8 protein-coding genes are annotated in these 12365 nt (G+C 75.0%); 2 read left to right on the forward strand and 6 right to left on the reverse strand.

The window, feature by feature from the left end; all coding sequences use genetic code 11:
• Positions 1-1557 carry a glycerol kinase GlpK gene (gene glpK / locus ACFV3E_RS30195; RefSeq protein ID WP_500537548.1) on the forward strand — a complete coding sequence of 519 codons (1557 nt, stop codon included), beginning with the start codon at positions 1-3 and terminating at the stop codon, positions 1555-1557.
• A 33-nt stretch (positions 1558-1590) separates the two neighbouring features.
• Here the strand turns inward: glpK and ACFV3E_RS30200 are convergent, their stop codons facing one another.
• From ACFV3E_RS30200 to ACFV3E_RS30215, 4 genes are all read right to left on the reverse strand, one after another.
• Positions 1591-2196 (reverse strand): GTP-binding protein, encoded by a 606-nt coding sequence (locus ACFV3E_RS30200; protein ID WP_500370754.1) that lies wholly within the window; start codon positions 2194-2196, stop codon positions 1591-1593.
• 254 nt (positions 2197-2450) lie between these two features.
• Positions 2451-2843: a DUF742 domain-containing protein gene (locus tag ACFV3E_RS30205; protein WP_500537549.1), complete on the reverse strand. Its 393-nt coding sequence runs from the start codon at positions 2841-2843 to the stop codon at positions 2451-2453.
• A gap of 10 nt (positions 2844-2853) precedes the next feature.
• Entirely contained in the window at positions 2854-3282 is a 429-nt protein-coding gene (locus tag ACFV3E_RS30210; RefSeq protein ID WP_499510589.1) for a roadblock/LC7 domain-containing protein, read from the reverse strand.
• Positions 3279-5846: a sensor histidine kinase gene (locus ACFV3E_RS30215; RefSeq protein WP_500537550.1), complete on the reverse strand. Its 2568-nt coding sequence runs from the start codon at positions 5844-5846 to the stop codon at positions 3279-3281. Before ACFV3E_RS30215 ends, ACFV3E_RS30210 begins: the two co-directional genes overlap by 4 nt.
• Before the next feature lie 323 nt (positions 5847-6169).
• Here ACFV3E_RS30215 and ACFV3E_RS30220 point away from each other — a divergent pair, with 323 nt between their 5' ends.
• Positions 6170-6610, forward strand: a complete 441-nt coding sequence (locus ACFV3E_RS30220; protein WP_500370752.1) for a hypothetical protein — start codon at positions 6170-6172, stop codon at positions 6608-6610.
• Between the two features lie 55 nt (positions 6611-6665).
• Here ACFV3E_RS30220 and ACFV3E_RS30225 read toward each other — a convergent pair whose 3' ends face one another.
• On the reverse strand, positions 6666-11384 hold the full coding sequence (locus ACFV3E_RS30225; RefSeq protein WP_500537551.1) for a hypothetical protein: 4719 nt from the start codon (positions 11382-11384) through the stop codon (positions 6666-6668).
• 88 nt (positions 11385-11472) lie between these two features.
• Positions 11473-12354, reverse strand: a complete 882-nt coding sequence (locus tag ACFV3E_RS30230; protein ID WP_500537552.1) for a hypothetical protein — start codon at positions 12352-12354, stop codon at positions 11473-11475.
• Between the last annotated feature and the right edge of the window lie 11 nt (positions 12355-12365).

Here is a 12365-nt window from a genome sequence, read left to right on the forward strand (position 1 = left end):
ATGACCGAAACCTCCGACCAGGCGACCCGATACGTGGCCGCCATCGACCAGGGAACGACCTCCAGCCGCTGCATCATCTTCGACTCCGGCGGGTCGATCGTGGCGCTCGACCAGCGCGAGCACCGCCAGATCTTCCCCAAGCCGGGCTGGGTGGAGCACGACGCCACCGAGATCTGGTCCAAGGTGCAGGCCGTGGTGGCGGGTGCGCTGGCCAAGGCCCGGCTGCGCGCGGACCAGCTCAGCGCGCTCGGCATCACCAACCAGCGCGAGACGACCGTGCTGTGGGACCGCACCACCGGCCGCCCGGTGCACAACGCGATCGTGTGGCAGGACACCCGCACCGCCGCGCTGTGCGACCGGCTCGGCGGCCAGGACGGCCAGGACCGCTTCCGCGAGTCCACCGGACTGCCGCTGGCCAGCTACTTCTCCGGTCCCAAGGCGGCCTGGCTGCTGGACAACGTGCCGGGGCTGCGCCGCCGCGCGGAGAACGGCGAGATCGCCTTCGGCACCATCGACTCCTGGCTGATCTGGAACCTGACGGGCGGCACGGAGGGCGGCGTCCACGTCACGGACGTCACCAACGCGAGCCGCACGATGCTGATGAACCTGGAGTCGCTGGAGTGGGACCCGGCGATCCTCGCCGCGATGAACGTCCCCGAGGCCCTCCTCCCGGAGATCCGCTCCTCCTCCGAGGTGTACGGCACGGCGGTCGGCCAGCTGGGCGGAGTGCCCGTGGCCTCGGCCCTCGGCGACCAGCAGGCCGCGATCTTCGGCCAGGCCTGCTACGGGACGGGCGACGCCAAGAACACCTACGGGACGGGCAGCTTCCTGCTGCTCAACACCGGGAACCGGCCCGTGCCGTCGAAGAACGGACTGCTCACCACGATGGGCTACCGGCTGGGCGGACAGGCGCCGGTCTACTGCCTGGAGGGGTCGATCGCCATCACCGGCGCCCTGGTGCAGTGGTTCCGCGACAGCCTCGGCATCATCACCGCGGCGGACGAGATCGAGGCGCTCGCGGCGAGCGTGCCGGACAACGGGGGCGCGTACATCGTCCCCGCCTTCTCCGGGCTCTTCGCCCCGTACTGGCGCTCCGACGCCCGCGGCGTGATCACCGGCCTGACCCGGTACGTCACCAAGGCGCACCTGGCGCGGGCGGTACTGGAGGCGACCAGCTGGCAGACCCGCGAGGTCGTCGACGCGATGTACCAGGACTCCGGTGTGCACATCACCGGGCTCAAGGTCGACGGCGGCATGACGTCCAACAACCTGCTGATGCAGCACCAGGCGGACGTGCTGGGCGTCCCGGTGGTACGGCCGCGGATCTCGGAGACCACGGCGCTGGGCGCGGCCTACGCCGCGGGGCTCGCCACCGGCGTGTGGGACGGGCTGGACACGCTCAAGGCGCACTGGCAGAAGGACGCCGAGTGGCAGCCGCGGATGGACGAGAAGACCCGCGAGAAGGAGTACCGCCGCTGGAAGAAGGCGGTCGAGCGGAGCTTCGGCTGGCAGGACGAGGACGAGGACGACGGCCCCGCGCCGGTGGCGGGGGGCTGACCGGCCCGCCCGCCCGCAGCCGCAGCGCCCGGCTCAGTTGGCGGCGGCCGCCCGGCGGTCGCCGGCCACCTGGGCCGCGTGCTCGACCACGGTGATGAGCACCTTCTTCGCCGAGGCGCGGTCCCGCGCGTCGCACGTCACCAGCGGCACCTCGGGGTCGAGGTCGAGTGCGTCGCGCACCGTCTCGGCAGGGTGCCGCTCGGCCCCGTCGAAGGCGTTGACGGCCACGGCGAAGGGGATGCCGCGGCGCTCGAAGTAGTCGATCGCGGAGAAGCAGTCCTCCAGGCGCCGGGTGTCCGCGAGGACGACCGCCCCCAGGGCGCCCTGCGCCAGCTCGTCCCACAGGAACCAGAAGCGGTCCTGGCCCGGCGTGCCGAAGAGGTAGAGCACGAGGTCGTCGCGGAGGGTGATCCGGCCGAAGTCCATGGCCACGGTCGTGGTGCGCTTGGCCTCGACGCCCGCGGTGTCGTCGACGGGCCGGCCGACCTCGCTCAGCGTCTCCTCGGTGCGCAGCGGGCGGATCTCGCTGACCGCGCCCACGAGCGTGGTCTTGCCCACGCCGAAGCCGCCCGCCACCAGGATCTTCAGCGTGACGGGCTCGACGGGGGAGGGACGGCGTTCAGAGCGTCCGAAGGCCATGGCTCACTCCTCCGGTCGTGCCGTTTACACAGGTCAGAGGCATCCTGGGTCCTAGGGACTGCGTCGGGCGATCAGCTGTGGCAGTGGAACAGTACTACGATCCGACCGGACAACTACCAGCGGTCCCGGGGCCGTTACCCGCCCGCGGGCCCACCCGGCGGCCGCGGGACCCCTCGTGGCGGACCCTCAGGCCGTGCACCGGGGGCGCCGCGAGCGCCGGGTGACGGTCCCCGCCGCGGCGCCCCCGGACGGGTTCAGAGCGCGCGCAGGCGGTCGATCACGTCGCGGAGCAGCCCCGCGTCGGGCAGCTCTGCCGGTGGGACGGGCCGGCTGACGTGGACCAGCCCGGACTCCAGGACGTCGCCGATGAGCACCCTGACGACGCCCACGGGCAGGTCGAGGTCGGCCGCCAGCTCGGCGACCGACATCGGCTGCTCCCGGCAGAGTTCGACGATGTCGAGGTGCTCGGGCGACAGGGTGCGGTCGACGTCGGCGTCGTCGTCCGCGCTACGCGACTCGGCGACCACCAGGGCGATCAGGTCGAGCCGGGCTTCCGCGGTGTGGCTGGTACGGCCGCGTGTCATGGCGTACGGCCGCACCACGGGCCCGGCGTCGTCGTCGTACCAGCGGTCCGCTTCGGAAGTCATGACGTCCTCGTCACACCGCCCGCGCCGCGTCATCGTCGTCGTCGGTCCGCGGGGCGGTCGCGAGGTGCACGCCGACCCGCTTCACCAGCAGCGCCATCTCGTAGGCGACCTGACCGACGTCGGAGTCGGCGTCGGCGAGCACGGCCAGGCAGCTGCCGTCACCCGCGGCGGTGACGAACAGGAAGGCCTCGTCCAGCTCCACGAGGGTCTGCCGGACCTTGCCGGCCTCGAAGTGCCGACCGACGCCCTTGGCGAGGCTGTGGAAGCCGGAGGCGACGGCGGCGAGGTGCTCGGCGTCCTCACGGGTCAGGCCCTCGGACGCGCCGGTGGCCAGCCCGTCGCTGGAGAGCACCAGCGCCTTGCGGATGCTGGCCACGCGGCCGACGAGTTCGTCGAGAAGCCAGCTGAGCTCGCGGGTCGGGCTCGATGGTGCGGTCATGGACCGTTCCCCTCCGTGGTGGATCTGGTTGCGCTGTCGCCCCCTGGCTCCGCCGGGGTGGTTCCCGGGCGGTCGGTGGGGCGGACGTCGTCGGTGCCGTCGGTGCCGAGGTCGTCGGCGGTGTCCGCGCGGCCACGCAGCCATCCTCGCTGCAGTGAGGCCATGCGGTCGCGCACCTCCTCGGGCGAGCGCTCGTCCCCGCCGTCGTCGTCCGCGCCGCGGGTGGCGGCGCTACGGGTCCGGGTGGTGGAGTCGCTGCGCAGCTGCGGGGCGAGGCTGGCCTGGCGGACCCGGCGGGGCAGTCCCGCGCCGACGGGCTCCTCCTGCGGTGCGGGGTCGGCGGGCCGCGGCGCCTCACCGACCGGCCGGCCGTTCTCGGCGACCAGGACCGGGGTGCGGCGGCGCCGCGGCAGGACCGTGGGCGCGTCGCCCGGTACCGCGTCGGGTGCGGCCGTCGGCGCCGGCGTCCCCACGGCCTCCGGCACGTGCGGCCGGTGCTCGCGCGGCTCGTCGTCCGGCTCCGGGACCAGGCCCCACTGACGGAAGCTGTGCTCGGTGGCGGCCGACATCGGCGCGACCCGCGGCTCGCCCGGCGCCCGGGCCTCCACGACGGCCGCCACGGCGGCCTCTTCGAGGGGCTCGTCCAGGGGCTCGTCCGGCTGGTCCTCGCCGGGCTCGGTGAGGAGCGACGCCGGGACGAACACCACGGCCGTGGTGCCGCCGTACGGGGACTGGCGCAGCGAGACGCGGACGCCCTGGCGCTGGGCCAGCCGGCTGACGACGAACAGCCCGAGCCGGTCGGTGTCGGAGAGCTCGAACTCGGGGGTCTCGGCGAGGCGGAGGTTCGCCTCCAGCATGGCGTCGGGGGTGAGCCCGAGGCCGCGGTCGTCGATCTCCAGGACGAAGCCGTTGGCGACGGACTCGCCGTGCACCTGGACGCTGGTGTGCGGCGGCGAGAACACGGTGGCGTTCTCGATGAGCTCGGCGATGAGGTGGGTGAGGTCGGCGACGCCGTGGCCGGTGACGGCGAGCCGCGGCAGCCGGCGCACGTCGACCCGCTCGTAGTCCTCGACCTCGGCGACGGCCGCCCGGACCACGTCCATCAGCTGCACCGGCTTGCGCCACTGCCGGGACGGCACGGCGCCGGAGAGGATCACCAGGCCCTCGGCGTGGCGGCGCATGCGGGTGGTCATGTGGTCGAGGCGGAAGAGGTCGGCGAGTTCCTGCGGGTCCTCGGTGCGCCGCTCCATGGCGTCCAGCAGGGTGAGCTGGCGGTGCAGCAGCACCTGGCTGCGACGGGCGAGGTTGACGAAGACCTCGGAGACGCCGTGGCGCATCTCGGACTGGCGCACGGCGGCCTCGACGGCCGCCCGTTGAAGGGTGTTGACGGCCTTGCCGACCTGGCCGACCTCGTCGTCGGAGTAGTCCAGCCGCGGCGCCTCGGTCTCCACGTCGACCTCCTCGCCCGCGGCGAGACGGCGCATGACGCGCGGCAGCCGGGTGCCGGAGACCTCCTGGGCCTCCTTGCGGAGCCGGGACAGGTCGCGGATCAGGCTGCGGCCGACGCGTATGGAGACGATGACGGAGGCGATGACGGCGATCAGGCCGAGGCCGCCGGCGACCGCGGCGGTGGCGACCAGCCGCATGCCGATCGGTTCGGCGCGCTTCTTGTGCAGGTCGCCCGCCTCGACGCCCATGCGGTCCAGGTCGGTCAGCGCGGTGGTGGCCGTGGTCTGCCAGGACGCGCGGTCGGCGGCCTGGGGCGCGCCGGACGCGCCCGCGGAGATGACCGCGTCCTCGGCGGCGCGCAGGGCGCGGCCGGAAGGCCCCGCCCAGTACGCGTCGTAGAGGGCGCGCTCGTCGGCGGTCAGCAGGTGGAGGTTGTCGGCGTAGTAGGCACGCTGCTCGGCGACGGCGAAGGTGAAGGAGCGCATCTCGGCGGCGCTCATGCGGCCCGCCGCGATGGCCGCCACCATGAGGGCGTCCTCCTGGCTGATCGCCTCGCGGGCCCGGGTGACCTGGATGAGGGCGCGGCCCTGCTTGTCGATGGCGACGTTGTTGAGCGGGTTCAGCGAGTCCAGGAACGCGTAGGCCGGGCCGAAGAGGCCGCTGTACGCGGCGAAGGCGTCGTTGCGGCCGATGGTGCCCTTGCCGACCTTGTCGCGCAGCGTCTCCAGCCCGCCGAACTCGCGGACGACCAGGTCGAGCCGGCGCAGTGCGTCGGGGGCCAGCCGGTCCCGGTTGGCGCCGGAGGCCGCGTTGCCGCGCAGCCGGGCGATCACCTTGTCCGTCTCGCGCTCGCGGGCGAGCAGGGTCCCACGGGCGTCGGAACGGCGAGGATCGGCCAAGTAGAGCATGGCCGAACGACGTTCCTGCTGGAGCGCCTGGATGCTGTCCTCGACGGGGTAGCCGAGTGCGTTGACGGTCTGCTCGACGCCGAAGAGGCCCCAGACCTGACGTCCCGTCAGGGTTGCGGCGAAGGCCCAGATGGCCGTGAGGGACACCAGCGGAATGAGCAGCAGTGCCACGATCTTCCGCCGGATCGTCGTACCGCGAAAGCGCATGGCCTCCCCAACGTCAAACCCGGTCAAGGGCTGTCGTGTTCCGACTGCAAACGGCGCGAGCCTACTACTGCCGGATGACCAATCCGAAAGCCGTGCTTCCGCTCTTGCCCCGGGACGACCCGATTCGTACGGATGAACAGGGGGCGCGGCTGGCCGAAATGCACCGCACAGGGAACCCGAGGCGCCTTTCCGTCGTATGACAGGAGGGGAGGGGCGCTCCGGAATGCGGGGGCATTCATCGGCGGAAACCGGGCAGCCACTCTGGAGTCGGACATCGGGGATCCGGCACCGCAACACCGGTATCCCGCAGGGGAGCAGATTTCATGGACGACCTCGTCGAGGACGCACTGGATCGCGACATTCCGCCGCGGAAGACCCGGCGGCCGTTGTGGGTCGATGAGCCCGTCGGGCGGCCACGCATGCCCGACCCGGTACGCCGGGCGGCCGTGCGGGCCGTGCTCGTCGTCGCACTGACCCTGATCGCCGCGGTGATCGCCATGCTGGGGGCGGCCGGCGAGTCCTGGCTCGCGGCGCCGGCGATGCTCACCGCCATAGCCTTCACCGTCGTCGCCACCTGGGCGGTGCTGGACGTGTGGATCACCCGCCAGGTCTGGAACCAGCGCAACGGCGTGGTGTCCAGCCCGAGCAGCGCGGCCCGCAGGCTGCGCCGCGAGCGCCGGCGGGAACGGCGTCGGGCCCGGGCCGGGGCCCGCGGCGCCGCACGGCGCCGGCACCATCCCGGTACCGGCGCGCGTACCGCCTGAGGAAGGCGCACCGTCCCGAAGGGCCCGGACGGCCTTCGGGACGGGCCGCCCGGGGTCAGCCGGCCTGCGGGGCCGGCTGGTCCGCCGGGCGGCGGAACATCCGCGTCGCCGTGATCTCGCCGTGCACCGGCTCGGACTCCGGGTCCGCGACCGGCAGTCCGGGCCGCAGGTGCTCCTCGACGCTGATGTACTTCAGTCCCGCGCGCAGGTCCGCGTCATTGCGCAGCCGTACGACCAGCGGGAACTCGGCCAGTGCCGTGGTGTCGAACAGACCCGTGGTGTAGATCAGCTGGACGCCCAGCGCGTCGGCGACCGCGCGCTGCAGCTCCAGCAGATAGGTGGCGTTGGCGCGGCCGATCGGATTGTCGAGGAACAGCGTGCCCGCGTGCCGGTGCCGGTCCCTGCCGCGGTCGTTGCTGCGCAGCGCGGCCATCGTGCAGTACAGCGCGATGGCCGCGGTGAGCAGCTGGCCGCCGGAGAAGACGTCTCCCATCTGCCCGACGGGGACGCGCTCGGCGCGCAGCACGGCGTCCGGCTTGAGGATCTCGACGGCCACCCCACGGGGTTCGAGGGCGGCCGCGACCCCGCGCAGCAGCAGCGACATGCCGTCCCGGCGCAGGTCGGAGTTCTTGCGGACGGCCGCCCGGGTCGCCTCGTCGATCACGGCGCCGAGCCGCTCGTCGAGCGCCGCGTGGTCCGGGTCGTCGAAGCGGATCCGCAGGAACTCCTGCCCCGACCACTCCCCCAGCCCCTCCGGCAGGCGGGACAGCCGTTGCGCCGACCGCAAGGTGGTCAGCGAGGACTCCGCCATGCCGCGCAGCCGGTCCACGATGCTGTCGCGGTTGCGCTCCAGCTGTTCCAACTCGTCGGTCAGAACGCGCAGCCGCGGCTCGAAGGCGGCGTGCCAGGCCGCCGCGTGCTCGGGCAGCGCGGACGCGGGCAGTTCGCGGATCTGCTGGCGGGCCGGGGTGCGCACCTGCTCGTAGCGGGCGGCGTTGGCGTGCCGCACGAGGACGTCGCAGGCCTCGCGCAGCTGCGACTCGGCCGCCGACAGGTCGGCGGCACAGCCGCGCAGGCCGCGGCGGGTCTCCGCGACGGCGGTCCTGGCCTCCTCCAGGGAGCCGGAGTGCGGCTCGGGCTCCTCCTCGCCGTCCTCGGGCTGCCGGTCGCCGTCGCGGAGCAGGTCCCGCAGCGCTGCGGCGAGTTCGTCGAAGCCGCTCGCGGCGTCCTCGGCGGCGCGGTGCGCGCGCACCAGGTCGCCGTGGCCGTCGCGGGCGTGGGCCAGCGCATCGGTGCGGGTGGCCAGTTCGCCGTTGGCGCCGCGCAGCAGCTCCTGGGCGTGCTCGGCGTCGCGGGGCAGCAGTCCCCCGGGGAGCTCGGTGTGCGTCTCGCCGTCCGCCGGGGCGTGCCGCTCGGCCTCGCCGCGCAGCCGGCCGAGCTGCTCGCTCGCGGCCGCGGAGCGGGAGTCCAGGGTGGCCACCAGTTGTTCCGCGCGGGCGGCCGCGGCCTGCCGCGACGGGCCGTCGGCGCCGTCCGGGCCTTCCAGCAGCTGCGCGGCGCGGGTGCGCACCTTGTTGGTGAGGCGCTCCAGTTCGGCGAGCGCGGACTGCTCGGTGCTCTCGGCGCGGGCCTGCTCGGCCCGCAGGTCGGCGCCGACGCCCACCTTCTCGTAGACCTGGGAGGCCGCGCGGTAGGCCTCGCGCAGGGCGGGCAGCGAGCCGGCCGGCTGCCCGGCGCCGTCCTCGTCCTCCAGGGCCTCGTCGGGGGCGCCGGTGATCTCCGAGCGCTCGGCGCGGAGCACGCGCGCGGTACGGCGCGCGTCGTCCGCGGCGCGCTGGGCCGCACGGCGGTCCTCGTCGGCGGCGCGCGCCAGGGTCAGGCAGGCCTCGGCGCGGGTCTCGGCCTCGACGGCGTCCTCGGCCAGCTCCCGCGTCCTGCGCTGCCAGTTGGCCCGCTCCCGCAGCCGGAAGGCGAGGCCGGCGAGCGCGTCGGCGGCCCGCCGGGCCTGCTGCGCCACCTCCTGGCGCTCGTCGCGCAGGGCGGTCGCCTCGGCGGCGGCCTCGTCGGCCTCGACCCGTACGGAGCGTGCCTCGGCGAGCTCCTCGCGGGCCGCCCCCGCGGTCTCCCGGGCGGTCTCCACGGCTGCGGCGAGTTCGGCGAGCCGGCCGCTCGGGCAGCCGGAACGCCACGAGGAGAGGCGGGCGGCCAGCGTGCGGTCCTCGGCCAGGCGGCCGGCGAGCCCGCGGATGTCCTCCTCGCGGGCGGTCGCGCGGGCGCGCAGCGCCTGGCGCTCGCCGTCGGCGGCCAGTTCGTCGTGCATGGCCGGGTTGGGCGGGACGAGGAAGAGTTCGGGCCCGGTGCCCGCCGGGGGCGGCGGGGCGAGCAGCGCCGCCGCCGTGCCGACCGTGACGGTCGACCGCGGCAGCAGGGCCGCCTGCGCCAGCACCTCGCGGGCCCGCAGGTAGCTCTGGGGGTCGGTGACGACCACGCCGTCCACCAGCTCCGGGCGCGCGGCCAGCACGGCGGCGTGGTCGGCCGGGTCGACGGCCTGGGCCAGGTACCGCCAGCCGGGGAGCGCGGGGATGCCGTGCTCGCCGAGGTACTCGACGGTGGCGAGGACGTCGGGGCCCGGCGGCAGCAGCCCGCCGTCGCCGAGCGCGGCCAGGATGCGGGCGTCGTCGGCGGCGGCGGTGCGCAGGTCGAACAACTGCCGCTCGGCGGAGGCCACCGCGCCGTCCAGCATCTCCTGCAGCGGCTCCGCGAAGGTGTCGAGTTCGGCCGCGGTCAGCGGGCCCTGCTCGGCGGGACGCCGCCCGGCCCCCTGCGCGGCGCGCCGGGCCGCGGAGGTCTGCGCGGGGATGGCGGGGCCGCGGTCCGCGGCGGTGTCGGCCGCGGTGTCGGCCGCCGGGACGGTGCCGGGGGCCTCCGCGGGCGGCAGGCTGAGCAGTTCGGCCAGGCGGGGCTCGGCCGCGAGGGCGTCCGCGACGCGTGACTCGGCGGAGTGGGCGGCCTCGGCCGCGGCGAGGGCGTCGGCCGCGCGGGCGGCGGACAGCTCGGCGCGCGCGTCGGCGGCGGCGGCCTCCCGGGCCCGGTCACCGGCCCGGCGGGCGGCGTCACGGGCGGCCTCCGCGGCGGTCGCGGCGGCCTTCTCCGCGTCCGAGGCCTCCAGGGCGGCGCGGGCCGGGTCGGCGTCGGGGGCGGAGTCGTCCAGCCAGCCCGCCCGGACCGCCTCGGCGGTCTCCTGCTCGACCTCCGCCAGCCGCTGCACCAGGTGCCCGGACTCGCTGCGCGCGCGCTGCGCCTCCGTCGCGGCGGCGGTGGCGTCGCGGTGCGCCGCCTCGGACCGTGCCTGGAGTCCTGCGGACCGCTCCTCCTCCGCGTCCGCCTGCTCGTCGGCGGTGTCCGCGGCGGCCCGCAGCACGCGGACGAGATCGCCCGCGGCCTTCGTACGGGCAGCGAGTGCGGGCGCGGCGTCCCGTTCCGCCTCGCGGATGGCGGCGGTGACCCGGGCCATGCGGTCGGCTGCGGCCCGGTGCCGCAGCACGATCTCCGCGGCGTGCCAGGCGGACTGCAGCGTCCGGGCGTCGTTGAGTTCGCGGCGCAGCGCGGTGGCGCTCTTCTCGCCGGCTGCCAGGGCCAGCGAGGCGTGCCGGTAGGCGAGTTCGGCGGCGACGAGGGCGCTACGGCCGCGGGCGGCCTCGGCGTCGGTGACGGTGTGCGCGGCACGGGCCGTCTCCTGCGCCAGTTCGGCGGCGCGGCCCCGCTCCTCGCGGGCGCGCGCGGACAGCCTGCGGGCCAGGGCGCGGCTGCGGCGCTCGGACTGGGCGTGGACGCCGCGTGCCCGGTCGCGGGCGGCGGTGGTGTCGACGATGCGGCCGAGCAGTTCGAGGGAGCCCGCCGTGAAGTCGCGTTCCGCGGTGAGTTCGGCCCGGCGGCCCAGCTTGCCCGCGAAGCCGTGCACGAGGTCGGCGAGGCCGTCGGTGTCCCGGGTGTCGGTGACCGCGCGCAGCAGGAGGTCGGTGAAGTCGGAGTCCTTCTTCACCGCGAAGAGACCGGCCGCCTCGCCCTCGTCGGCGTTCATCTCCCGCTGGTAGCGGAAGAGTTCGGGGTCGAGGCCGAGCTCGCCGAGGTGCTCGTTCCACCGGTCGTGGATCTCCTCCCACACCACTTCCAGGTGCGGGTAGTAGCGTGCGGCGTCGGTCACGGCGTCGCGGAAGCCCTTCATGGTGCGGCGGCGCCCGCGGGCACCCGAGGTGCCCTCGGCGGGTGTCCGTACCGCGGTGGACTCGGCGACCGGCAGCGAGTCCAGGCTGAGCCCCGGACCGGGCCGGAAGGAGTACCAGGCCTCGGCGAACTTGCGCGGGTCGGAGGAGACCTGGCGTCCGCGCCACTCGCTGACCTTGCCGACGACGACCAGCTCGCCGGTGACCGTGTGCTGCCACTCCAGGGCGACGTGGCCGCAGTCGTCGGCCAGCAGGAACTTGCGGAGCACTCCGGAGCTCGCGCCGCCCAGGGTGTTGCGGTGACCGGGCAGCATGACCGAGAAGATCAGCTTGAGCAGGACGGACTTGCCGCCGCCGTTCTCCAGGAACAGCACCCCGGCCGGCGCCGGACGGCGCGGCGGGCCGGTCGGCTCGTCCTCGAAGAACTCCGCCTGTGCGGGGGCGGGTTGCGGCACGGGCTCGCCGACTCCGCGCAGGTCCAGCACGGTGTCGGCGTAGCGCGCACCGGCGGGCCCGATGGAGTAGAGGCGGACCCGGGACAGCTCGTACATGGGGGGCTCTCGTCGTGGTGGTCTGTGGTCGGCGGGTTCGGGTGGATCGGCAGGATCCGGGAGGCGGGTGCGGCGGCGGTGCGCCGCTTCAGGAGTGGAAGGGCAGGCCGGCTCCGGTCACGAGGTCGAGGTCGTCGCCGTCCGCCGCCGGCATCAGGGCCGCCGAGTCACCGGCCCGGGGCACGATCCCGAGGTCGAGGAGTTCGGCCATGGCGGCGCTGCCCGCCATGTCGCGCACCTGGAGCTGGTAGCGGGCGGTGGTGCGGTAGGTGCCGCCCGACTCGTCACCCGTGCGCTGCAGGAACCCCGAGTCGACGAGGAAGGAGACGGCCTTGCCGACGATGCCGGTGGTGGAGCCCGCCAGGCGCCGGGCGTCCTTGGTGGCGCCGGTGGAGCTGCGGCGCACGTAGACCCGCCAGGCGGCCTCCAGGCCGGGGGCGTCGCTGGCCGGGTCGGTGTTCTCGCCCTGCTCCTCGGCCCGTTCCTCCAGCCTGCGGCAGGCCTGGCGCAGGAAGCCGTCGATGCCGTTGACGGTGACCCGGCCGATGTACGCGTCGTCGGCGAGGTCCTCCGGGCGGGGGAAGGCCATGGCGGCGGTGGCGAGGTGGGCGAGGCCGTGCAGGAAGCGGTCGCCCGCGTCGGACGCGGCACGGCGTGAGTAGTCGCCCATGCGGACGGCGAAGACCGAGTCCTCGCCGGCGGCCAGCGCCATGCCGGCCCGGGGCGAGACCTCCAGCACGACCAGGCCGAGCCCGGCGGCCACGGCGTCGGCCAGCCGCGAGAACAGCGGGTCCTCGCGGTAGCGGCGGATCAGCTCGGCGTACTCGACGTCGCGCGCGGGCAGCAGCTTCGGCTGGAGACCGAAGGAGACGAGACGGGCGGCGTCCGCGGCGTCGCCCGGCGTGACGGCAGCCGGGCCGGGGGCCGCTGCGGGCGGCTGCGTGCTCTCGCCGTCGCGGTGGTCGCTCACGGGGTCGTCTC

Origin of the sequence: Streptomyces sp. NPDC059718 (assembly GCF_042733315.1) — a bacterium.
Lineage (GTDB): Bacteria > Actinomycetota > Actinomycetes > Streptomycetales > Streptomycetaceae > Actinacidiphila.

Bases quoted from the DNA above. Each gene is read 5' to 3' on its own strand.
- glpK (WP_500537548.1), top strand. From the start codon at position 1: ATGACCGAAACCTCCGACCAGGCGACCCGATACGTGGCCGCCATCGAC.
- ACFV3E_RS30200 (WP_500370754.1), bottom strand. From the start codon at position 2,196: ATGGCCTTCGGACGCTCTGAACGCCGTCCCTCCCCCGTCGAGCCCGTC.
- ACFV3E_RS30205 (WP_500537549.1), bottom strand. From the start codon at position 2,843: ATGACTTCCGAAGCGGACCGCTGGTACGACGACGACGCCGGGCCCGTG.
- ACFV3E_RS30210 (WP_499510589.1), bottom strand. From the start codon at position 3,282: ATGACCGCACCATCGAGCCCGACCCGCGAGCTCAGCTGGCTTCTCGAC.
- ACFV3E_RS30215 (WP_500537550.1), bottom strand. From the start codon at position 5,846: ATGCGCTTTCGCGGTACGACGATCCGGCGGAAGATCGTGGCACTGCTG.
- ACFV3E_RS30220 (WP_500370752.1), top strand. From the start codon at position 6,170: ATGGACGACCTCGTCGAGGACGCACTGGATCGCGACATTCCGCCGCGG.
- ACFV3E_RS30225 (WP_500537551.1), bottom strand. From the start codon at position 11,384: ATGTACGAGCTGTCCCGGGTCCGCCTCTACTCCATCGGGCCCGCCGGT.